The organism is Marinithermus hydrothermalis DSM 14884 (genome assembly GCF_000195335.1).
Taxonomy (GTDB): Bacteria; Deinococcota; Deinococci; order Deinococcales; family Marinithermaceae; genus Marinithermus; species Marinithermus hydrothermalis.
Map to the genome: position 1 here is coordinate 675539 of NC_015387.1, position 20867 is coordinate 696405.

Annotated in this window: 22 protein-coding genes; 8 read left to right on the top strand and 14 right to left on the bottom strand. The window is 67.0% G+C overall.

The features are described from left to right. Positions 1-47: 47 nt before the first annotated feature. The 6 genes from MARKY_RS03545 to MARKY_RS03570 form a co-directional block, all read right to left on the bottom strand. Positions 48-980 (bottom strand): 2-oxoacid:ferredoxin oxidoreductase subunit beta, encoded by a 933-nt coding sequence (locus tag MARKY_RS03545; protein WP_013703498.1) that lies wholly within the window; start codon positions 978-980, stop codon positions 48-50. Positions 981-993: 13 nt separating this feature from the next. Further along, positions 994-2865 (bottom strand): 2-oxoacid:acceptor oxidoreductase subunit alpha, encoded by a 1872-nt coding sequence (locus MARKY_RS03550; protein WP_013703499.1) that lies wholly within the window; start codon positions 2863-2865, stop codon positions 994-996. Between the two features lie 83 nt (positions 2866-2948). Next, on the bottom strand, positions 2949-4697 hold the full coding sequence (locus MARKY_RS03555; RefSeq protein WP_013703500.1) for a pilus assembly PilX family protein: 1749 nt from the start codon (positions 4695-4697) through the stop codon (positions 2949-2951). Positions 4698-4706: 9 nt separating this feature from the next. Then, a complete protein-coding gene (locus MARKY_RS03560) occupies positions 4707-5363 on the bottom strand; it encodes a PilW family protein (RefSeq protein ID WP_013703501.1) in 657 nt (218 codons plus the stop codon). A gap of 10 nt (positions 5364-5373) precedes the next feature. Further along, positions 5374-5820, bottom strand: a complete 447-nt coding sequence (locus MARKY_RS03565) for a type II secretion system protein (protein ID WP_013703502.1) — start codon at positions 5818-5820, stop codon at positions 5374-5376. After that, positions 5817-6299 carry a GspH/FimT family pseudopilin gene (locus tag MARKY_RS03570; protein WP_013703503.1) on the bottom strand — a complete coding sequence of 161 codons (483 nt, stop codon included), beginning with the start codon at positions 6297-6299 and terminating at the stop codon, positions 5817-5819. The genes MARKY_RS03565 and MARKY_RS03570 overlap by 4 nt, the downstream gene beginning before the upstream one ends. A gap of 152 nt (positions 6300-6451) precedes the next feature. On the opposite strand from MARKY_RS03570, the gene MARKY_RS03575 reads away from it, so the two are divergent. The 5 genes from MARKY_RS03575 to MARKY_RS12070 are packed head-to-tail and all read left to right on the top strand — an operon-like array spanning position 6452 to position 10113. Continuing rightward, positions 6452-6898: a prepilin-type N-terminal cleavage/methylation domain-containing protein gene (locus MARKY_RS03575; RefSeq protein ID WP_013703504.1), complete on the top strand. Its 447-nt coding sequence runs from the start codon at positions 6452-6454 to the stop codon at positions 6896-6898. Then, on the top strand, positions 6895-7371 hold the full coding sequence (locus MARKY_RS03580) for a type IV pilus modification PilV family protein (RefSeq protein ID WP_013703505.1): 477 nt from the start codon (positions 6895-6897) through the stop codon (positions 7369-7371). Before MARKY_RS03575 ends, MARKY_RS03580 begins: the two co-directional genes overlap by 4 nt. A gap of 9 nt (positions 7372-7380) precedes the next feature. After that, positions 7381-8265 carry a PulJ/GspJ family protein gene (locus MARKY_RS03585; RefSeq protein ID WP_013703506.1) on the top strand — a complete coding sequence of 295 codons (885 nt, stop codon included), beginning with the start codon at positions 7381-7383 and terminating at the stop codon, positions 8263-8265. Positions 8266-8288: 23 nt separating this feature from the next. Further along, positions 8289-9359 (top strand): DUF4900 domain-containing protein, encoded by a 1071-nt coding sequence (locus MARKY_RS12065; protein ID WP_245526790.1) that lies wholly within the window; start codon positions 8289-8291, stop codon positions 9357-9359. Continuing rightward, positions 9334-10113 (top strand): hypothetical protein, encoded by a 780-nt coding sequence (locus MARKY_RS12070; RefSeq protein WP_013703508.1) that lies wholly within the window; start codon positions 9334-9336, stop codon positions 10111-10113. Before MARKY_RS12065 ends, MARKY_RS12070 begins: the two co-directional genes overlap by 26 nt. Positions 10114-10161: 48 nt before the next feature. Here MARKY_RS12070 and lpdA read toward each other — a convergent pair whose 3' ends face one another. From lpdA to MARKY_RS03610, 4 genes are all read right to left on the bottom strand, one after another. After that, on the bottom strand, positions 10162-11547 hold the full coding sequence (gene lpdA, locus MARKY_RS03595) for a dihydrolipoyl dehydrogenase (RefSeq protein ID WP_013703509.1): 1386 nt from the start codon (positions 11545-11547) through the stop codon (positions 10162-10164). Positions 11548-11617: 70 nt separating this feature from the next. Continuing rightward, positions 11618-13009 (bottom strand): dihydrolipoamide acetyltransferase family protein, encoded by a 1392-nt coding sequence (locus MARKY_RS03600; protein ID WP_013703510.1) that lies wholly within the window; start codon positions 13007-13009, stop codon positions 11618-11620. Positions 13010-13020: 11 nt separating this feature from the next. Further along, complete coding sequence (locus MARKY_RS03605; RefSeq protein WP_013703511.1) at positions 13021-13995, bottom strand: alpha-ketoacid dehydrogenase subunit beta; 975 nt, start codon at positions 13993-13995, stop codon at positions 13021-13023. 75 nt (positions 13996-14070) lie between these two features. Then, positions 14071-15180: a thiamine pyrophosphate-dependent dehydrogenase E1 component subunit alpha gene (locus tag MARKY_RS03610; protein ID WP_013703512.1), complete on the bottom strand. Its 1110-nt coding sequence runs from the start codon at positions 15178-15180 to the stop codon at positions 14071-14073. A 162-nt stretch (positions 15181-15342) separates the two neighbouring features. Here MARKY_RS03610 and MARKY_RS03615 point away from each other — a divergent pair, with 162 nt between their 5' ends. Further along, complete coding sequence (locus MARKY_RS03615) at positions 15343-15780, top strand: 23S rRNA (pseudouridine(1915)-N(3))-methyltransferase RlmH (protein ID WP_041658257.1); 438 nt, start codon at positions 15343-15345, stop codon at positions 15778-15780. Here the strand turns inward: MARKY_RS03615 and MARKY_RS03620 are convergent. The 3 genes from MARKY_RS03620 to MARKY_RS03630 all read right to left on the bottom strand — a co-directional run bounded on the left by MARKY_RS03620 (position 15752) and on the right by MARKY_RS03630 (position 18161). After that, a complete protein-coding gene (locus tag MARKY_RS03620; protein WP_013703514.1) occupies positions 15752-16606 on the bottom strand; it encodes a VOC family protein in 855 nt (284 codons plus the stop codon). The genes MARKY_RS03615 and MARKY_RS03620 overlap by 29 nt on opposite strands. A 9-nt stretch (positions 16607-16615) precedes the next feature. Further along, positions 16616-17551, bottom strand: coding sequence for a ring-cleaving dioxygenase (locus tag MARKY_RS03625; RefSeq protein WP_041657805.1), 936 nt, complete (start codon positions 17549-17551; stop codon positions 16616-16618). A 67-nt stretch (positions 17552-17618) separates the two neighbouring features. After that, entirely contained in the window at positions 17619-18161 is a 543-nt protein-coding gene (locus tag MARKY_RS03630) for a YceI family protein (RefSeq protein WP_013703516.1), read from the bottom strand. A gap of 126 nt (positions 18162-18287) precedes the next feature. Between MARKY_RS03630 and MARKY_RS03635 the strand changes: the two genes are divergently transcribed. Both MARKY_RS03635 and MARKY_RS03640 read left to right on the top strand, forming a co-directional pair. Further along, on the top strand, positions 18288-18614 hold the full coding sequence (locus MARKY_RS03635; protein WP_013703517.1) for a winged helix-turn-helix transcriptional regulator: 327 nt from the start codon (positions 18288-18290) through the stop codon (positions 18612-18614). Between the two features lie 183 nt (positions 18615-18797). Continuing rightward, positions 18798-19106: a winged helix-turn-helix transcriptional regulator gene (locus MARKY_RS03640; RefSeq protein WP_013703518.1), complete on the top strand. Its 309-nt coding sequence runs from the start codon at positions 18798-18800 to the stop codon at positions 19104-19106. 122 nt (positions 19107-19228) lie between these two features. On the opposite strand, the gene groL is transcribed toward MARKY_RS03640, so the two are convergent. Then, positions 19229-20857: a chaperonin GroEL gene (gene groL, locus MARKY_RS03645; RefSeq protein WP_013703519.1), complete on the bottom strand. Its 1629-nt coding sequence runs from the start codon at positions 20855-20857 to the stop codon at positions 19229-19231. Positions 20858-20867 lie beyond the last annotated feature (10 nt).

Genomic DNA, 20867 nt, shown 5'->3' on the forward strand with positions numbered 1-20867 from the left:
TCTACGCCCCTCGGCCCGGCCGCGTGCCAGGATGAGGCTCACAGAGTCTAGAGCGCGAGTTCAGCGAAGATCGCTTCCAGGTTGGCTACGGGCCGGCCGTCCTCGCGCATGATCCGCCGCTTGGCGGGCGGGGCGGCGAAGTAGTCCGGCTGGTGCGCCGCGATGCGCTCCTGGAAGGTGGAGACCTCCTCCTGCCAGAAGATCCCGATCGGGATGCGTTCGCCCCACTCGGCGGCTTTTGCGGCGAAGGCCGCGATCCGCGCCGCGCGTTCCTCCTCCGAGGCATCCGCGGGCACGTTGGGGTCGTACCCTTCCTCCTCGAGCTTGTACACCCGCGGCCCGAACCACTCCTTGGTGTGCAGGTTGTTGTAGGTGGGGCAGGGCTGGAGCACGTCGATCACCGCGAGGCCCTTGTGCTCGATCCCCGCCTTGATCAGGGCCTTGAGGTGCTTGACGTCGTAGGCGTAGGCCCGCGCGATGAAGGTGTACCCGGCGGAAAGGGCGAGCATCAGGGGGTTGATCCGCCCTTGGGCGTTCGGGTGCGGCAGGCTCTTGGGCTGCTCGCCCAAGGCGAGGGTGGGGGAGGCCTGGCCTTTGGTCAGGCCGTACACCTCGTTATCGTAGATGAGGTACAGCAGGTCCACGTTGCGCCGGCCGGACCCCACGAAGTGCCCCGCGCCGATCCCGAGTCCGTCCCCGTCGCCGCCCACCGCGACCACGGTGAGGTCGGGGTTGGCGAGCTTCGCGCCGGTCGCGATCGGCAGGACGCGCCCGTGCAGGGTGTGCACCCCGTAGGTCTGCATATAGTGCGGGGTCTTCGCGGCGCACCCGATCCCGGAGAAGACCACGGTGTTGGTGGGGTCCGCCTTCATCTCAGACAGCGCCATCTGCAGCGCGTTCAGGATCCCGTAATCCCCGCACCCCGGGCACCAGTCGGAGTGGATCTCAGCCTTGTAGTCCGAAAGCTTCAGCTCGATCATGCCGCCATCCTCCTCACACGCCGCGCCTCAAGACGATGCGCTCCGATTGGACCTCGCCCTTGAGTACGGCCTGGATCGCCTCGGTGGCCTCGGTGGCGGAGATAGGCCGGCCGTTGTACTTGACCACGCGGTGCGCGGCCCGCACCCCGGTCTCCTGGCGCAACAAGTCCGCGAACTGCCCCGAGTAGTTGTGCTCCATCGTGACGACCGTCTTGCCCGCGAGCACGGCCTCGAGCTCGGTGGGGAAGGGCCAGAGGAGCTTCACCTGGACGTACTGGAAGCCGCCCAGCCGTTCGAGGGCCTCGAGGGCCGCGCCCTTGACCGAGCCCCACCCCACGACCACGACCCCCGCTTCCTCGCCGAACACCTGGAACTTCTCGTGCGTGGGGATGGTGCGCGCGGCGGTCTCGAGCTTCTTCATGCGTTTTTCCATCATGCGCTCGCGCAGCACCGGGTCCTCGGTGATATGCCCGTACTCGTCGTGCTCGTCCGAGGTGATCCAGTGCAGGCCGCCTGGCGTGCCCAAGGGGATGAAGGGGGAGACGCCGTCCTCGGCAAAGCGGTAGCGGGGCGTCTCCTGGTTTCCCCGTTCGGGATCGGGCGCGTACCGCTTGCCGCGCGAGATCCGGACCGCCTCGAGGTCGAAGGGCGGGAGGGTCACGGTGGTGCTCGCGAGGTACTTGTCGATGAGGTGCACCACCACCGTCTGGTACTCCTCGGCCCAGTTCAGGGCGCGCACCGCGTCGTAGAAGCAGTCGTTCACGTCGCCCGAGGCGAGCACGAGTTTGGGGTACTCGCCGTGCCCCGCGAACAGCGCGAAGCGCAGGTCGCCCTGCTCGGTGCGGGTGGGCAGGCCGGTGGAAGGACTGCCGCGCTGGTAGAGCGTGAGGACGAGGGGCACCTCGGCGATTCCCGCATACCCTAAGCCCTCCACCATCAGGCTCGCGCCCGGCCCGCTCGTCGCGGTGGCCGCGCGGGCGCCGGTCATGGCCGCGCCGATCGCCATCGTGACCGCGGCGATCTCGTCCTCGGTCTGCACGACCGTGACCTCCCCCCCGTCGAAGTGCGCGTGAGCCTCGAGGAAAACCGACTCGTCGGTCGCGGGGGAGATCGGGTAGTAGGTCTGGAAGGCCAGGCCGCCCGCGATCTTGCCGAGGGCGGTGGCCTGGTTCCCGTTCACGTAGAGGCGGCCGCCGCTATCCCCGATCGGCTCGAGGCCAAAGGGCACGGCGTGCCCATTGCGTTGGTAGACTCCCTCCACTACGGCCTTGTTGAGCTCGAAAACGCTCGGTTTACCCGCGAACTGGTCCTCGAGGGCCGCGACCAGGAGGTCCTTCGGGTACCGGAGCAGCGCCAGGCTCGCAGCGACCGCGATCGTGTTCAGCGTGCGCCGCGCCTTGAGGCTCGGCAGCCCCAGCTCGCCGCCGATCTCGTCCGCGAGGGCCTCGAACCCGTACGGGACGAGCGTGACGCCCGAGGCGCGGTGCGCCTCGAGGACGTCCGCGATGGTGGGGGCGTCTTTCCCGAGACGTTCGGCGATCGCGGCCTTGAGGCGCTTGTCGAGCATGGGGAGCCGGGTGAGGGGGGTGGCCTCGTGCTTGGGGTCGTACAGCAGCACGCCCCCCTGGCGGACCTCGCCCAGGTGCCGCACGATGGTTTCGGCGTCCAGCGCAACCAAAAGGTGCACCCCGTCCACGAAGGATCCCAGGGGTTTCGCGGCGAGGCGCACGTCCAGGTAGCTGTGGCGGCCCATGATGTTGGAGTGGTACTCGCGGCGGCCAAAGGCCCACCAGCCGCCCTTACCGGCGGCGCGGGCGAAGAGCGCCGCGGCGGTTTCCACTCCGCTGCCTTGTGGTCCCCCAACGCGCCATGTGAATTCTTGCATCATGCCCTCCGCGCTTTCATACCCTACCGCAGCCGCCTGTTAGGCGGCTACCCCGCCGGACACGCTGGCCGGGCGGGGGCGCGTTAGCGGCGCTCGTAGGAGGTGATCTGGAAGGAGGCGGCCAAGGTGCTTTCCGGGTAGCGCGCGGCGGCCGGAAGGTTTTGGAGGGTGGGGATGTACACCACCTCCGCTTTTTGCCCGGCGTTACAGTTGTTCCCACCGGCGCTCGTGGTGCAGAACTCGTTGGTGACGATCGTTCCGTAGGTCACGTTATCCTTTTGCGTGCGGAAGCGCTGGCCTGCGTAGATCACGGCCATCACGTGGCTGGGTTGGGTTTTCCGGATCTGGTGCACCTCGCGCTCGGCCAAAAGGGCCAGGACCTGGTTGGGGAAGGTAGCGTACGTCGTATCCGGAAGCAGGCTCACGTTCGCGCTGCTGTCACCGATGAGGATAGACCCGCCCGCGCCGCTGATGGGGTCGCGCTCCACGACGATCGCGGCGTTTTTCCCGCGCTGGGCGAAGCTGTAGGCGCGGTACTCGATCGTGCGTCCGCGCCCGACGAGCTTCAGGTCGAGGCCCACGATCTCGAGCGTGCCGTAGACCTCGAGACGCGGCGGGTTTCGGGTGGGGTCGTAACGGAACCCGCCCGCGGGGTTATACCCGCTGAGGCTGTAGGTGCAGTCCACGGGGTCCTGATCCAGCACGATCGCACCGGCCGTTGCGCTTTGACTTAGGAAGGTCGCGCACCCTCCCGGGTCGTTGAGCAACGCTCCACCGGGGTACCGCAGATTTCCTGGCATGATCCGTAGCCCTTGGGCTTCCGCTTCCTTTTGGATGCACTGCCGCCAGGTGAGGTTCCGGTCCGTGCTGCACCGCGTGCCGTCGAAGGTCGGAAATCTCGGGGCGAGGTTCGGGTCCAGGTCGAAGACGCCGCGGTCGTCGGCGCACACGCCCTTGGTGTTCGTGCACACCCCCGCGGCGCTCCCGAAGATGTCCGCCTCCTCGTCGCCCACGTACGCCCCGAGGAGCCGGTTCGTCGGCTCGCCGTACTGCGCACTCCCACCGACCTCGACCCGTCCGTACTGGACGCGTAGTGTGGCGCAGAGGTTGTCCAGCCGACGCATCTCTGGGTTCACCCGGGTGTGCACGCCGCCGTAGCCGGGGCCGGTCAGGTCGTACCCGTTCTTCATGCTGAAGTCCCCACGAGCATCGATCACCACCTTCTCCGGGGCGTTCGGGTCACCCACCACGTACAGCCCGCCACGGATCGTCGCTCCGCCGTTCAGGTGCTGGTTCGCGGCCCCCGCCCCGCTGAAGATCGCGTAGTTCCAGGGGCCGGTGTTGGACAGCTCGACCGTGGCCTGCACCGTCGAGCGCGCGCCCGCGAACACCCCCACCGAACGCACCACCATAAACCGCGGCCGGGTGGGGTCCGTGTCGATGGTGACCGTGTACCGGCCCTGAGCCTCCCCGAGGGGCAGGGTGGCGGTGTACGTGAAGGGCAGCTTCTCGCTGTACGTCGCGGTGTCCTCGATCACGCCGTCCCGGTTCCAGTCAATGCCCGCCGCCAGGGGGTTGCTGCACTCGCTGCGCGAGGGCAAGCTGTTCCCCGAACCGACGGCCCGGACCAGCGCGTACCGGTAGCTTTGAAAGAGGCGCGTCTTGGCCTCCTGCAACCCGGCCTCCGCGACGTAGAACGCCACGGTGGCCGTGCGGTCGTTGCGGGTCACCCACTGCTCGACCATGGCGGTGAAGCTGGCACCGAACACCAGCACCCCCACGACCACCAGGATCATGAGCGTGACCACCAACGCGATGCCTTGCTGCTTCATACCCGCCTCCTACAGGACCTGGTCGGTCTTCAGATTCCGGATGGGGGTGCGCTCCTCAAGGGTAAAGGTGTAGCGCCCCTGCGCTGACTGGCCCGTGACCCGCACCAGCGCTGCACGCACGAACTCCGCGCATCCTTGCGGGGTGTCCTCCTCGTGCCCGTCCTCACAAACGTAGCGGATCTCGAGGGCGACGATACCGTCGGCGAGGGGCATGTACGCGCTCGCCGGGGGCGGCAGGGTGTTCGTGGTGCTGCACGGCACGTCCGCCCGGCGCAGGGTATCGCCGTCGAAGTTGTACCCCACGACGCGGCATTCCTTTCCCGGGGGGCGCAGGCTGGTGTGGTACCGGACCTCGAAGGTGTCCTTACCGTTAGGGTCGTTCACGCCGCGAAGGCACGGCGTGTCCGGCGCGCAAGGCACCCAGTACCGCGTGTCGTACCGCACGGCACCGTCCCGCACGTAGCGGCTCGAGCCGGCCAGGCTCAGGTCTTGCGTGATCAGCTGCATCACCAGGCGCACGCGGTCCTGGAGTTCGTTCTTCTCCTGGACGCGCGCCGTGTCCTGAGCGTGCTGTGCGAAGAAGGTCACGGCGACACCGAGCACCACGGTGAAGATGGCTAGGGCAACCAGCAGCTCGATAAGGGTGAGACCGTGTGCGCGACGCACTCCAGACCTCCTAAGGGGTAACAGGCGGGCACGGCTGTAGGGCGGTCGGGTCCTCCCGCACCACCGCGGTGCGCGAGGCGAAGGTGTCGTAGCAGGAGACGCGGGTGACCAGGTAGAGGCTTCCCCCTTGAGGGTCCGTAGCCCAGGCGGTAATCCGGACCAACCCCTCTCCGGCAATCCCTCGGCTCTTTTCGCTTTGAATGCGCCACCCGTCCCCGTGGCACAGGGGCTCCGTTCCGCTCAAGCAGGTGTCGTAGTATGTAAGGAAATCGTCCAGAACGGCCCCAGCCCGCTCCTCCAGAATCCGGGTGGCCTCGGCCTTCAACTCACTCAGCGCGCGGGCACGGGCCGAGACCCGGTAGTTCAAGGCCTGCGAGAGGACCAGCACCCCGAACGCCACCCCGATGATGGCAATGGCGATCAGGACCTCCAGCAGCGTGAGCCCATGGGATCTCATTGAATGCGCGCCCTCCCTTGCGGACTGATCACGACGCGTTTGTTGTAGTCCCCACCGGTGTTCGTGAGCACGACGGTGCCGTTCACGAGGCCGATCGGCACCCCCCGCGGGTCAAAGAAGATGGGGAAGTGCCCCAGGGTGCTCGCCGCGGTGTCGAGGCGCACGGAGGCAAGCTGCCCCTCCCCGAAACGCACCGTTTGGAAGACCGTGTCCACGCACTGATCCTGGTCCTCGTCCCACACCCCTCCGCGCACCGCGTACCCCCCGGCACCCGCGGTGAGAATGAACACGCCGACCGGGCAGTTCTGCCGGATGGCCTCGAGGCGCGCGCGGGTGACCTGTGCCGCCAGGCCTCGAGCGGCCTGGTTCACGGCGAAACGGTCGGGGCGCAGGTTCGCGGCGCCCAGGACCAACACCACGCCGAGTATCGCGAGGACGATGAGCAGCTCGAGGAACGTGACCCCGCGGAGGACCTTCATCCCTCTCAATATAGGTTGATTCTTTTCCATTCGAAGGTCATTGGGTACCCCTAAATGGGGGGGTACCTCGAGGCCCCCTCATTTGGGGGTTACGGGTTGGCCGGGTGGGCGGGTATGCTGGGACGTGAGGGTATACGGTTATTGGGGTAACGATGCGGAACCTAAAGCAGCAGGGTTTTACTCTAATCGAGTTCCTGATCGTGGCCACGATACTGGGGGTTGCCCTGAGTATCGCGGCCTTCGAAGGCTGGCGGATGCTGCGGGGGCAGGAGCAGCGCGCCGCCGTCTCTTCTGTACAGCAACTATTCTGGCAAGGCGCGACCGCCGCGGCGAGCCGCGGCGCGAGGTTGGAACTGGTGCGCGTCGGGAGGGTGCTCGAGGTCCGGGCCGAAGCGGACGGGCGGGTGCTGCGTCGCTTTGAGCTGCCGGATGGGGTGACGACGAACCTTCCGGAGGGACGCTTGGCGGTCTTCACGCCGCCCGGGCGGGTCAACCTTGCGGCGAGCTTCCCGAATCCCTTTACGGTGCGGGCGGGGGGACGCACGTACCGCTTCACCGTTTCCTTGATCGGGGAGGTCAAGGCGGAGGTGGTGCCGTGAACCGTCGTGGACTGACCCTGCTCGAGGTGCTCGTCGCGATGAGTATTTTGGGGGTGATCCTCGCCGCCTTCACGGTGTCTGCGGTGAGTTCGTTGCGCCACAACGCGGTTTCTGGGAGCCGGACCGCGGCGGTGCAGCTCGTGAACTACCTGGGCCGTCGGGTGGTGGGGGGGGATCGGATGGTGCTGCCTGAGGTGAACCGAACCGTGCGCGCGTGGGAGTACGGGACGCTCCGTGCAGCGTTCCCAGACCTGCCGAAGGATGTAGCCCAGGCGAACCCCGACCGCTTCCGGGCGGAGGTTGTGAGCGAGGGAACGCCAGCTTGGGCCGCGCAGCTGGGCCTGGACCTGACGCAGTACCGGGTTCGCGTATGCTGGCGGGGGCCGGAGGAGGAGCACTGCACGGAGGTAGCGACCCTGGGCGTGAGCCCGAGCGCGGCGGGAAGCGCCCCGCCGTTACCCGGCATCAACTAGGGAGGTGGCATGCGCGCACGTCGAGGCTTTACCCTAACCGAACTGCTCATTGCCCTGGGGATCCTAGCGACCCTGATGGCCGCGGCGTACGGCGCGGTGGTGCAAGCCCTCCGCTTCCAGAGCGACCAGGAGGCCGTGACGAGCCTCCAGGCGAAGCTGCGTCGGGTCATGGAGGTCTTCACACAGGACCTGCGCAGCGCGGTCTTTGGGGGGATCACGAACCAACCCTATCCTTCCGGTGCGGAGAGCATCTCCTTCGCCTTGATGGACGGCGGTGCGGGGTACCCTGTGTTGCCGCACGACTCCGGGAGCAACAACAGCTTCAAGCGGGCTGCTGAGGTGAAGGTGGTTTCCTTGGTGGCGAGCACGCTCGACCTGGGGATTCGGCGGGGGGATACCGTGCTGATGGTGAACGCGAACGGGCAGGCGGTCCTCCTCCCAGTGACCAACGTGAACCCGGTGGGAGGCGGTCCGAACCGCTGGCACATCGTGCACGCGGGGTGCGGCAACACGATCGACTACACCCCGAACACCTTGGTGTTCCGCGTGGTGACGCTAGGGTTCCGTTACGACCCGAGCACCCGCACGTTATGGGAGCAGCGGGGCGGAGTGGAACGGCCTTTAGCCTTCGACCTCAGCCGTTTCCGCATCGAGTACGTGTACCGTGCGCCGAACGGGCGGGACGTGGTGAACCCCATCGGGTACGACGCGACAGGCACCCCCGCGATCGAGTTTGATGGTCCGGGTGGCACGTATACGCTGCGGCGTTTGCAGATTCGCTTGGGGGCGGAGGCCCCCTCGCGAGGGCGGATTATCGAACGGGAGTATGTGGGGCAGGTTGAGCTGGCCAGCAACAGCACGTACCGGGTGAGGGAGGTGTTGTCGTGCAAGTGAGACGAAGGCAAGCAGGGGTTGCCTTGGTCCTCGCGCTGGCCACCATGGTGGTGATCGCGGGTATCGCGACGCTGATGTTCACGCGCACGGTGGCGGAGATCCGCCATAGTGGGGATGACCAGGCCATCGTGGAGACCCTGATGCTCGCTCGAGGCGCGGCCAACGCCGGCGGCAGCATCCTGGCGGGGCCGGTGCGGGACCGTCTCGAGGAGATCGTGCGGGTGACCGCAGATACTGCCCGCCCCTGGAGTTATGGGAGTGGCACGGACACCCCGGACCCGGTGAGCGTGGCGCAGGATCTGAAACAGGTCGCGAACCGATTGCAAACGGCGGTGGACGCGCTGGTGTGCGGGTTGAATCCCGCGCCGGACGGTACGCGGGCGCAGGTTAGCCTGCGGGTGCACTTCACGCCGACCGCGTGCGGCCAACCCTTGCCGGGCGCGGTGCGGCTTCCGGATGGCCGGCTCGTGGAGGGCAACCCCCGTACTGGGGGCGGTGAGGGCGTGAGCCAGACCTACGCGCTGCCCTTCGTCATGGTGGCCGAGGCGCGGATCGGGCCGTACCGCCGTAACGTGGTGCTCCAGGGCGAGTACCGTTTCGTGTTGGGGCGCTCGAGTTTCGCCCGGTACGCGCTCTTCACTAACGTGCACGCCCTGCCGAACGGGACCGGCGTTTGGTTCACGAGCCGTACGCTTTTTGACGGGCCGGTACACACCAACCAGCAATTTCGTTTTTACCGCACCCCCTGGTTCGGTGGTGAGGTAACGAGCGCGGGGTGCACGTGGCCGGGCTATGCCGGGTGTAGCGGTAAGGTGCGTTACGGGGCGTATTTTTACGGTGCGGGCTTTATCCGTCGCGGAGCGATGCGTCCCGACGCGAGCCGGCCTTCGGTCACGAACTGGTACGGCACGCACGCACCGGAGTTCGCCGCGGGGGTGGACTGGGGGGCGAGCTTCATTCCCCTCCCGCAGAACAACTTCTCCCAGCGCAGCGCGGCGCAGGAGGACGGCCTGTACTTCGGGGGGGAGCTTGCGGGATTTATACCTTGCTGCGGTAGAGGAAGGCGGGGTGCGGTACCAGTACATTCGCGCTGAGGTGTGCTTGAACGCCCGCTGCCGTCGAACGCGGGTGGAGGAGTACCGCTACGCGGAGGATGGACGGCTTTACCAGCGGGTACGCAAGGGGAAGACCTACGTTTGGGCTCCCGTGACGCGCAACGGTGCCCAGGTCGTGTTTAACGGGGTGATCTTCGTCGGCGGGCAGGTGCGCAGCTTGCACGGGCCGAGCCGCACGGACCTCAGCGATCCGGCCACGGCCGGCCCAGCGTTGGCGCGGTTCGCGCAGATCACGGTCGCGGCGGAGGGGGACGTGCGCATTACCGGGGACTTGAAGTACGAGGATCCCCCGTGTACCGGTACCCCAACCCGCCGTCCTAACGGCAGCGTGGTGCCCGCGGAGTGCAACAACCTGGATGCGGTGAACGTGCTGGGCGTGTACAGCCAGAACGGTGATGTCCTTTTGGGGACCGGCACCCCCACCTCGCTCCGGGACCTCACGATCCACGGGGTGCTGATGAGCGCTCGGGGAACGGTTCAGGTGGACAACTACGACTGGATCCCTTCCCGGGGCGAGGTCCGGTTGCTGGGCGGGGTGATCGAGTACTACTACGGAGCGTTCGGCACCTTCGACGCCCGCACGGGGCGGAACCGGACGGGGTACGGCCGGAGCTTCACCTACGACCAACGCATGCGCAGCGGTACCGCCCCGCCCTTTTTCCCCACCACCGGTCTGGACGAGGTACAGTCGGTCTCCCTCTTCAGTTACGGTCAGCGCGAGCAGGTTTACTAAACCCAAACCGCCCCCCGGCAAGGCCGGGGGGCGGGGCCGTTCCAGGGATTAACGGTTCGCGATATGGATGGCTTGCTTGTGGAAGTGCTCCGCGGCCTCCATCACGCTCTCGGCGAGCGTGGGGTGCGCGTGCACGGTGAGGGCCAGGTCCGTTACGGTCGCGGCCATCTCGAGCGCGAGCGCGGCCTCGGCGATGAGGTCCGAGGCTTCCGGCGCGACGATGTGCACGCCCAACAGGAGGTCCGTGTCCGCATCCCCTACGAGCTTGATCACGCCCTCGGTCGCCCCGAGCGTCATCGCGCGTCCCGAAGCGGTGAGGGGGAACTTCCCGACCTTGACGTTGATCCCCTTCTCGCGAGCCTCCTCCTCGGTCATGCCGACCGCGGCCCACTCCGGGCTGGTATAGACCACGCCGGGAATCTGGTAGTCGAAGACCGCGTTGCCGCCCGCGGCGTTCTCCGCCGCGACCAGCCCTTCCTTCATGGCCTTGTGCGCGAGCAAGGGCGGCCGCGCCACATCGCCGATCGCGTACACGCCGGGAACGCTCGTCTCCATCCGGTCGTTCACCTTGATGAACCCTTTCGCGTCCACTTCAACCCCGGCGGCCTCGAGGCCCAGCCCCTGGGTGCGGGGGCGGCGCCCCACGGCGACGAGGATCTTGTCCACCACGATCTCTTCCTGCGCCCCGGTCTCCACGTGCTCCAGCGTGACGTGGTACCCGTCCTTCTTTTTCTCGTACCCGACGGCCTTGGTTTGGGTCTTGATCGTGATGCCTTGCTTGCCCAGGATCCGCGCGAGCAGGTTGGCGACCTCGGCGTCCGAGCCGGGCAGGATCTGCGGCATGAACTCCACCACGGTGACCTCAGCCCCGAACCGGTTCATGATCGAGGCGAACTCAAGCCCGATCGCGCCCGCCCCGATCGCGAGGAACCGCTTGGGCACGCCTTCCTCGATCTTGAGCGCGCCGGTGGAGGTCAGGATGCCTTGCTCGTCGGGCTCGAACCCAGGCAGGGTGGCGGGCTCGGAGCCGGTGGCGATGATGATGCTCCTGCCCTCCACCACCTCGCCGTTCACCTCGAGCTTCTTAGGGCCGACGAACCGGGCGAATCCCCGCTTGAGCTCGACCTTGTTGGCCTTGAAGAGGGTTTGTACCCCGCCGGTAAGCCGTTTGACGATCCCGTCCCGCCAGCTGCCGAGCTTGTTGAGGTCTACCTTGGGCTCGCCGAACTCGAGGCCGAACTCGGCCGCTTTCCGGGCGTTCTCGACCTCCTCGGCCGCGTGCAACAGGGCTTTGGTGGGGATGCACCCCACGTTGAGGCACACCCCGCCAACGGCATCGGCTTCGATCGCCAGTACCTTTTTCCCGAGCTGGGCGGCACGAATCGCCGCGTGATACCCGCCGGGACCGGTTCCGATAACGATAACGTCGTACATACCTCCTCCAGGATACCTGCTGATTCGGGAAGCGCCCCAGGCCCGGGCCTGGGGCGCTTAGGGTGGGGGGCTAGATCGCCTCCAGCAGGAGCAGGTCGGGATTCTCCAGGAGCCGGATGACCTCTTTGGTGAACATCGCGGCTTCGGCGCCGTCGATCAGGCGGTGGTCGAAGGAGAGCGAGAGGTACATCATCTTGCCCACCACGATCTGGCCGTCCCGCACCACCGGCCGGTCCACGATCGAGTGGACCCCCATGATCGCGGCGTCCGGCACGTTGATGATGGGGAAGCTGAAGAGCGCCCCGATCGAACCGATGTTCGTGACGGAGAAGGTCGACCCGGTGATGTCCTCGGGGGTAAGCCGGCCCTCACGGGCCCGGGTGGCGAGGTCGTTGATCTCGGCGGCGAGCTCGAGGACCGACTTGCGGTCCACGTCCTTGATCACCGGAACCACGAGGCCCGCCTCGGTCGCGACGGCCATGCCGATGTTGTAGTACTTCTTGTACACGACCTCCTGCGTGGCCTCGTCGAGGCTCGAGTTCAGGGCGGGGTACTTCTTGAGGGCGCGCGCGATGGCCTTGAAGATGAAGGGCAGGTAGCTGAGCTTGACGCCCTGGGCCTCGGCCTGGGGCTTGAGCCGCGCGCGCAGCTCGACCAACGCGGTGAGGTCGGCCTCGTCCACGGTGAGGGTGCGCACCGTGTACAGGTGGCTGGCCACCATCTGCTGCGCGATGGCGCGGCGCATGCCCCGAAGCGGGACGCGTTCCTCCAGGTCCTCGTACCCTTTGGGGGTCTTGTAGGCGACCGGGGGCGGGAAGCCAGCCGCGGGGGCCTGGGGGGCGGCGGGTTCGGGTTGGGCTGGGGCGGGCTGGGGTGCGGCCTTGAGGCTTTCGGCGTAGGCCTTGACGTCCTCCACGCGTACGCGGCCTGCGGGGCCCGAGCCGGGCACCTCGGCGATGTCGATCCCGAGCTCGCGCGCGAGCTTGCGGGCCGCGGGCACCGCGAGGACGCGGCCGTACTTGTTCGTGCCCGCCTTAGGCTTTTCGGCCACCGCGGCCCCGCCCCGGGCGGGGCGTTCGCCGGCGAAGGGGTTCTTGACCTTCTCCTCGGTCTTGTCGGGCTTGAACAGGCTCAACTCCTCGCCCTCGTCCGCCTCGTTCGCGGACGCGGCGGGCTCGACGATCGAGCGTTCCTCCTCGGCTTGCACGCTCGGGGCCGCGGCGCCCGCCTCCTCGATCAACGCGATCGGCGCGTGGACCGGCACCACGTCCCCTTCGTTCACGAGGCGCTTCACGAGCACGCCCGCGTACGGGCTGGGCAGCTCGACGGTGACCTTGTCGGTCATGACCTCGACGAGGGGCTGGTCCTTCTGGACCGTATCCCCCTCGTTGACCAGCCACTTCAGGATCTCGCCCTCGACGACGGACTCGGCCAGTTCCGGCAACAGCACTTCCTTCGGCATCGTTCACCTCGCTAGTAGTCCAGGACCTTCTTGGCCGCGTTTAGGATGCGGGTCACGGTCGGCATGTACAGCTTGTCCTGCGCGTACGGGTAGGGCGTGTCGAACCCCGTCACCCGCACGGGTGGGGCCTCGAGCTCGTCCAGCACCTCCTCCGCGATGGTGGCGGCCACCTCGCTCGCGACGCTCGCGTGGCGCGGCGCGTCCGCGATGACGAGCACGCGGCCGGTCTTGCTCACCGAGTTCAGCACGGTTTCCTTATCCCAGGGCATGAGGCTCCTTAGGTCGATGACCTCGGCGGAGATGCCCACACCCTCGAGCTCCTGGGCGGCTTTTTGCACCTCGGGCATCGAGGCCCCGTAGGAGATCAGGGTGAGGTCGGTGCCTTCCCGGCGGATTGCGGCCTTGCCGAGGGGGATGGTGTAATCCTCGTCGGGCACCTCTTCCTTTACCGCGCGGTAGAGTCGCTTGGGTTCCATGAAGACGACCGGGTCGTCGTCGCGGATCGCGGTCTTCAGCAGGCCTTTGGCGTCGTAAGGGGTGGAGACCACGACGACCTTGAGGCCCGCGGTGTGCACGAAGTGGGCCTCGGGGCTTTGCGAGTGGTGGTGCCCGCCCTTGACGCCGCCGCCCGAGGGCATGCGCACCACCATGGGAGCGGTGAACTGGCCGCCGGAACGGTAGCGGAGCTTGGCGGCTTGGGAGACGAGCTGGTCGAACCCGGGGAAGATGTAGTCCGCGAACTGGATCTCCGCAACCGGCCGTAGGCCGTGCGTGGCCATACCGATCGCGGCCCCTACGATGGCCGCTTCGGATAAGGGGGTGTCGATAACGCGGTCCGGACCGTACTTCTGGTAGAGCCCTTCGGTGGCGAGGAAGACCCCGCCGCGCTTGCCGACGTCCTCGCCCAGCACGACCACGCGGTCGTCCCGGCTCATCTCTTCATCCAGCGTACGTGCGATGGTTTGCACCAACGTCAGGGTGGCCATACGTTCCTCCGTGGTACAAGCGGCATGGAACCAACCGCCGGCAAAGGGGTGCCGGCCGGTGATGGGGGGCTTGGGTTAGCTCAGTTCCTCCAGTACGAGGGCGCGCTGTTCTTTCTGGGGCCAGAGGGGTTCGGCGTACACGTCGTCGAACATCCATTCGGCCGGGATCTCACCGGCGGCTTCGGCTTCTTCCGCGGCTTTAGCCAGCTCGGCGGTGATCTCTTCGCGCAGGGAGGCCTCCCACTCGGCCGTCCAAAGGCCCTGTTTTTCCAGGAAGCGGCGGAAACGCTCGATGGGGTCTTTTTGCGTCTTCCACAACTCCACTTCTTCCTTCGGACGGTAGCGGGAGTCGTCGTCCGCGGAGGAGTGCGGGCCGTAACGGTACACCACGAGTTCCACCAGGGCGGGGCCGTGCCCGCTGCGCGCGCGCTCCACGGCCTCGCGCACGACGTAGTAGCTCGCGAGCACGTCCATGCCGTCCACGTAGTAACCGGGCATGCCGTAGGCCTGCGCTTTAACGGCGATGTTCTCCGAGGCGGTCTGCTTCTCGTACCCCACGCTGATCGCGTACCGGTTGTTCTCGCAGATGAAGACAGCGGGCGCGCCCTGGACGGAAGCGAAGTTGATCCCCGCGTGCCAGTCACCCTCGCTGGTGGCGCCGTCCCCGAAGGTGCAGACCGCGACCTCTCCGGTGTTGCGGAGCTTCATGCTGATCGCCGCCCCGGCCGCAGGCGGGATGTGCGAGGCGATGGGGGAGGCCACGTTAAAGACCTTGAACTCCTTGGACCCGGGGTGGAACGGCATCTGCCGGCCCTTGTTGGGGTCGGCCTTGGTAGCGATGGCCTGGGCGAAGAGTTCCACCGCGGGAATCCCCAGGGCGAGCATCAAGCCCATGTCCCGGTAATAGGGGAAGAGCCAGTCGAACTTGGGCTTGACCGCGTGCGCGATCCCGACCTGGGCGGCCTCGTGACCGGCGCCCGGCGCGACGAAGCTCGTCTTTCCGGTGCGTAGGAGGATCACCAGGCGCTCGTCCAGGATCCGGGCGGCGAGCATGTCCCGGTAGAAGCGCTTGAGCGTCTCCGGCTCGAGGTCGCACTTAAAGGAACCGATCCACTCGCCGTCCTCACTGATGAGCGCGATGGGTTTGTCGGTGAAGGGTTTGAAGAGCCACGAGTCTTTGATCATGCGACACCTCCAGCAAAGACCCCCGGTCACGCGATACCGGGGGGCGGGGCAGCCGGATGCAGCCCGATGGTTAGGATGAGTACGATCGGTGTGCGCGCGCTTGGCATCGATGCCCCTTTCCCCGTCATTATAAACCACAGGGGTTATGCGGGGGTGGCGGCGGTGAGATGGTTGGTTTTAACGATAGGAAAGCCGAAACTGGCGTATGCAAAAAGCGGGGTGGCGGAGTATGTAAAGCGCATTACGAGGTATACTCGGTTCGAACTTCGCCACCTGCGCGAGGACACGCCGGAACAGGAAGCCGCGCGGCTTCTCGCCGCGAGCCAAGGGTGCTACCGCATCGTGCTGGACGAACGCGGCGACCGGGTGACCACTCTGGAGTTTGTGGAGCGGGTGAACCGCTGGGAGCGGCAGGGCCTCAAAAACATCGCGGTGCTGATCGGGGGGGCCGAGGGGCACCCCGAGGCGCTGCGCCGCCAGGCCGACTGGCTCCTCTCCCTTTCGCCCTTCACCCTGCAGCATGAACTCGCGCTGCTCATCTTCCTCGAGCAGCTCTACCGGGTGCACACGATCAAGCGGAACGAGCCGTACCACCGGTGACTGCGACCCGCACGCCCGCCGGGTCCACAAGCTCGAGCGCCGCTCCGTCCTCCCGGTAGGGGACGCGCCGGGCCTCGAGGTGGTGCTTGAGCTCTTCAAGCGCCTGTGGGGTTACGCGCCAGGCGTACCGGACGAGGCCGGTGGCTTCGGGCGGGGCGCGGCGTCCCCGGGCCCAGGTGTTCAGGCCGAGGTGATGGTGGTAATCGCCGGCCGCGAGGAACCGCGCGCCGGGGTAGGTGCGCTGCGTGACCGTGAGGCCCAACGCCTGTGTGTAGAACGCTTCGGCCGCCTCGAGGTCCGCCACGTGGAGATGCACGTGCCCTAGCCGGGTCTCTGGAGGGAGGGGGCGGGCGTGGGGGGCTTGAGCGAGAAGGCCCTCCACGTCGAGCGGGCGGGTGAACATGGCGAGCGCACCGTCTCGGTACGGCCAGGCGGACTTGGGGCGGTCACGGTAGAGCTCGAGCCCGTTCCCCTCGGGGTCGCGCAGGTACAAGGCCTCGGAGACCCCGTGGTCCGCGACGCCCTCCAGCGGGTAGCGGGCCTCGAGGAGCCGGCGGAGAAGGGCCCCGAGGGCCTCGGGACCGGGCAGCAACACGGCCAGGTGGTACAGGCCCACCGAGGGGTGGGGGCGTGGGGGGGCTTGGGGAGCGTGGACGAGCTCGAGGGTGAACGCCCCGCCGCTGGGGGCCAGGGTGTAGCGGTCGCCGCGTACCTGGGTTAGCTCGAGGCCCAGCAGGTCGCGCCAGAAGGCGAGGTGGGCCTCGAGGTCCCGGACGCGGAGCGTGGCTTGGCTGAGCTGGGCGGTTTCGGGCATGCGGAACGGCATCTTCTCACCTCACGAGGGGCGGGGCGGCTTCAGCGGGGGGAGGGCGGCCTCGATCCCGGCGCGGTGGGGCTCGAGCCAGGGGGGGAGGACGAGCCGCTCGCCCAGGTGCTCGAGGGGCTCGTCCACCGTGAATCCGGGGCCGTCGGTCGCGAGCTCAAAGAGGACGCCGCCCGGCTCCCGGAAGTAGATGGATTGGAACCAGAAGCGGTCGATGAGGGGGGTGGAAGGACACCCGGCAGCCTCGAGCCGCGCGCGGAGTGCGAGGGCGTGGGCCGCGTCGTCCACGCGCCAGGCCAGGTGGTGGACGCTGCCCTTCCCGAGCCGGCCTTGGGGGGCGTGGGGCGCCTCGCGGACCTCGAGGTAGCTTTCCCCTAGTCGGAAGCGGTGCCAGCCGTTTTCTTCGCCCAGGGGGGTGAAGCCGAGCGTTTGGGTGAGGAAGGTGGCCGTGGGGGGCAGGCGCCGCACCCAGATTCGGGCCCCGTACAGGCCCATGATCTGGTAGGGTTCGGGGACCTCGGCGTGCGCCCAGGGGGTGAAGGGGCGGGGGGTGGTTTCCACCAGGGCGACCTCGAGGCCGTGCGGGTCGCTGAAGGGAAGGACGGTCTTGCCGAAGCGGGTTTCGGGGCGGCCCGTTGGGACGCCGTAGCGCTCGAGGCGCGCGCTCCAGTAGGTGAGGCTGCCTTGGGGGATGGCGAGCGCGACCTCTACGCTTGTGCCGGCACCTTCGCGGCTGGGGGGGAGGTGGGGCCAGGGGAAGAAGGTGAGGTCGGTGCCGGGGCGTCCTTCGGCGTCAGCGTAGAACAGGTGGTAGGTGGTGGGGTCGTCCTGGTTCACGCTTTGCTTGACGAGCCGGAGGCCGAGGACGCCGGCGTAGAAGTCCAGGTTTTCCTGGGCGTCACCGGCGATGGCGGTGATGTGGTGTAGGCCACGGGGGCTTGGGGGCATGCGGGGTTCCATATGAGGGCGTGGGGCCAGGCTCCTTACCGCAGGAGCCCAGCCCTCCCTTGGAGCGTTACTGGGCTTGGGCCTCGACGGGCGCGACGGCTTCGACGTCGATCTCGAATCGGACCTCCTCGCCCACGAGCAGCGCGCCGAACTCCAGGACCTGGTTCCAGGTGAGGCCCCAGTCCTTGCGGTTCAGGGTGCCTTCGGCGTGGGCGGCCGTGCGGAGGTTGCCCCACGGGTCCTTGACCGGGGTGGTGAGGGTGGCTTCGAAGGTGACGGGGCGGGTGACGCCGCGGATCGTGAGGTCGCCGGTGATGCGGTAGCGCTGGTTTCCTAAAGGCTCGATCTGGGTGCTTTTGAAGACAATCTCGGGGTGGTTGTCGGCGTCGAGGAAGTCCGCCGAGCGGAGGTGGGCGTCGCGCTGCGCGTCGCGGGTGTCGATGCTCGCGGCCTTGATGCGCGCCTCGATGGCGACGGGCTGGTTGGCGTCGTCCAGTTCAACCTGCCCGGACACCTCGTTGAACTGACCCCGAACGGTCGCGAGGCCCATGTGCCGTACCGCGAAGGTGATGCTGGTGTGGCTAGGATCGATGTTCCACTTTTGGCTCATGCTCCTTCACCTCCCGTTACCTTGAAGCCCGAGAGCACTTCAAGATCCATAGCACATATTATTGTGTAGCGATTTATGTTGTCAAGCGATTCGTTTGGTTAAGCGTCATGTGGTATAGTAAAGCTAATGATGAGCGACCAGGGGTTCTGCCCCGTCTACGAATCGATCAACCTGCTGCAGGAGAAGTGGACCCTGCACATCGTGCGCGCCCTTTTGGAGGGGCCCAAGGGGTTTAACGAGCTCGCGCGTGCCATAGGGTGCAACCCCGCCACGCTCACGCAGCGCCTCGAGCGGTTGGAGGCGGTGGGGGTGGTTCGGAAAACGGTGCACTCCGTGATGCCGCCCCGAACCAGCTACGCGCTCACCGAGGCGGGGGTGGCCCTCCAGGAGGTGATTGACGCGATCGATCGTTGGGCGCGGCGTTACCTGGTGGCGCCGGTCAAGCGCGACTAACCCTTGGCGAGGCTTCTCGGAAGCCTTCCGCGTACCTTTAGGGTAGCGGTAGGGGCTGGTTGTGCTGGCGTGAGGCTGCACCTCTGGTTTTGCTTATATAAAACAAGAACATGAGCTCTATATCCAAGGGGCTTCCCGGAAAGACTACAACATGTGAAGGATCTTATCGCCTATAATTAAGTTATGATGGATAAGGAACAACAGGAGAATTGCCCGATTGAGCGCGCTCTGGAGATTCTTGGCCGGCGGGGTACCTTCGTGATCCTACGCGATTTGATGGACGGCCCCAAACGCTTCAGCGAGCTGCAGGCCTCGACGCATTTGCCCCCACGCACCCTTTCGATGCGCCTTAAGGAACTTGAAGGAGCGGATCTCCTGACCCGGACGCAGTACCCCGAGGTGCCGCCCCGCGTAGAGTACGAGCTCACCGAACGAGGGCGGGCATTAAAACCCGTGCTGGATGCGCTTGCAGCCTGGGGCGAATCGCTCTAGACGGCCTCGAGCCGCGCCGGGCTCCCGGTGACGGGAGCGCCGGGGTACGTTCTTGTGCTTGATAACGCCAACCCCCCGGAGGTCCTCCGGGGGGTCGAGGGTTTAGCGGTTCCGGCTTGGACTTAGAAGTCCATGTCCGGCGTGCTGCCGGCCGGAGCCGCCTCCTTCTTCTCGGGCTTCTCCGCCACCACGGCCTCGGTGGTGAGCACCATGCTGCCGATCGAAGCGGCGTTCTGCAGGGCGCTCCGGGTCACCTTGGCCGGGTCGACGATGCCGGCCTCCATCAGGTCCATGAACTCGCCGGTCGCGGCGTTGAAGCCGTACGCGGTGGTCTTGGTCTCCGCGAGCACCTGGCTCACGATGACCGAGCCCTCGTACCCGGCGTTCTCCGCGATCTGACGGGCCGGCTCCTCGAGCGCACGCCGCACGATCTTCGCGCCGGTCGCCTCGTCGCCCTCGAGCTTCTGGATCACCTCATCCACCACGGGGATGGCCCGCAGGAGGGTCACGCCACCACCGGGCACGATGCCTTCCTCTACCGCGGCGCGGGTGGCGCTGAGGGCGTCCTCGAAGCGGTGCTTCTTCTCCTTGAGCTCGGTCTCGGTGGCCGCACCCACGCGGATCACGGCCACGCCGCCCGCGAGCTTCGCGAGCCGCTCCTGGAGCTTCTCCTTGGCGTACTCGCTGTCGGTGGTCTCCAGCTCCTTCTTGATCGCGTTGATGCGGGCGTCGATGTCCTCCTTCTTGCCCTTACCGCCGACGATGGTGGTCTCGTCCTTGGTCACCCGGACGCGCTCGGCGCGGCCCAGCATGGAGAGGGTGACGTTCTCGAGCTTGAAGCCGAGCTCCTCGCTGATCACGGTGCCGCCGGTCACCGCCGCGATGTCCTTGAGCATCTCCTTGCGGCGGTCACCAAAGCCGGGCGCCTTGACGGCCGCCACGTTCAGGGTGCCCCGCAGCTTGTTCACCACCAGGGTCGCGAGGGCCTCGCCCTCCACGTCTTCCGCGATGATGAACAGGGGCTTGCTGGTCTGGGCCACCTGCTCGAGGATCGGCAGCAGGTCACGAATGTTGGAGATCTTCTTCTCGTGGATCAGGATGTAGGGCTCCTCGAGGGAGGCCTCCATCGCGTCGGGGTTGTTGATGAAGTAGGGGCTGATGTAGCCCTTGTCGAACTGGTACCCCTCGACGAACTCGAGCTCGGTCTCGAGGCCCTTGGACTCCTCGACGGTGATGATCCCTTCCTTGCCGACCTTCTCCATCGCGTCGGCGATCAGCTTGCCGACGTCAGGGTCGTTCGCGGAGATGGTGGCGACCTCCTCGATCGCCTTGCGGTCCTCGACCGGGATCGCGAGCTCGCGGATCTTCTCGACGGCGGCCTCGACGGCCTTCTCGATGCCCCGCTTCAGGCTGAGGGGGTTGGCCCCCGCCGCGACGTTCTTCAGGCCTTCACGCACGATGGCCTGCGCCAGGACGGTGGCGGTGGTGGTCCCGTCACCCGCGACGTCGTTGGTCTTGGAGGCCACCTCCTTGAGGAGCTGGGCCCCGATGTTCTCGAGGTGATCCTCCAGCTCGACCTCTTTGGCTACGGTCACGCCGTCCTTGGTGATGGTCGGCGAGCCGAACTTCTTCTCCAGCACCACGTTGCGGCCACGGGGACCCAGGGTCACCTTGACCGCGTTCGCCACGGCGTTCACACCGCGCTCGAGCGCACGACGGGCGTCCTCGTCAAACACCAGAATCTTCGCCATAATCTCCCTC

Bases quoted from the DNA above. Each gene is read 5' to 3' on its own strand.
- MARKY_RS03545 (WP_013703498.1), bottom strand. From the start codon at position 980: ATGATCGAGCTGAAGCTTTCGGACTACAAGGCTGAGATCCACTCCGAC.
- MARKY_RS03550 (WP_013703499.1), bottom strand. From the start codon at position 2,865: ATGCAAGAATTCACATGGCGCGTTGGGGGACCACAAGGCAGCGGAGTG.
- MARKY_RS03555 (WP_013703500.1), bottom strand. From the start codon at position 4,697: ATGAAGCAGCAAGGCATCGCGTTGGTGGTCACGCTCATGATCCTGGTG.
- MARKY_RS03565 (WP_013703502.1), bottom strand. From the start codon at position 5,820: ATGAGATCCCATGGGCTCACGCTGCTGGAGGTCCTGATCGCCATTGCC.
- MARKY_RS03570 (WP_013703503.1), bottom strand. From the start codon at position 6,299: ATGAAGGTCCTCCGCGGGGTCACGTTCCTCGAGCTGCTCATCGTCCTC.
- MARKY_RS03575 (WP_013703504.1), top strand. From the start codon at position 6,452: ATGCGGAACCTAAAGCAGCAGGGTTTTACTCTAATCGAGTTCCTGATC.
- MARKY_RS03585 (WP_013703506.1), top strand. From the start codon at position 7,381: ATGCGCGCACGTCGAGGCTTTACCCTAACCGAACTGCTCATTGCCCTG.
- lpdA (WP_013703509.1), bottom strand. From the start codon at position 11,547: ATGTACGACGTTATCGTTATCGGAACCGGTCCCGGCGGGTATCACGCG.
- MARKY_RS03600 (WP_013703510.1), bottom strand. From the start codon at position 13,009: ATGCCGAAGGAAGTGCTGTTGCCGGAACTGGCCGAGTCCGTCGTCGAG.
- MARKY_RS03605 (WP_013703511.1), bottom strand. From the start codon at position 13,995: ATGGCCACCCTGACGTTGGTGCAAACCATCGCACGTACGCTGGATGAA.
- MARKY_RS03610 (WP_013703512.1), bottom strand. From the start codon at position 15,180: ATGATCAAAGACTCGTGGCTCTTCAAACCCTTCACCGACAAACCCATC.
- MARKY_RS03620 (WP_013703514.1), bottom strand. From the start codon at position 16,606: ATGCCGTTCCGCATGCCCGAAACCGCCCAGCTCAGCCAAGCCACGCTC.
- MARKY_RS03625 (WP_041657805.1), bottom strand. From the start codon at position 17,551: ATGCCCCCAAGCCCCCGTGGCCTACACCACATCACCGCCATCGCCGGT.
- MARKY_RS03630 (WP_013703516.1), bottom strand. From the start codon at position 18,161: ATGAGCCAAAAGTGGAACATCGATCCTAGCCACACCAGCATCACCTTC.
- MARKY_RS03635 (WP_013703517.1), top strand. From the start codon at position 18,288: ATGATGAGCGACCAGGGGTTCTGCCCCGTCTACGAATCGATCAACCTG.
- MARKY_RS03640 (WP_013703518.1), top strand. From the start codon at position 18,798: ATGATGGATAAGGAACAACAGGAGAATTGCCCGATTGAGCGCGCTCTG.
- groL (WP_013703519.1), bottom strand. From the start codon at position 20,857: ATGGCGAAGATTCTGGTGTTTGACGAGGACGCCCGTCGTGCGCTCGAG.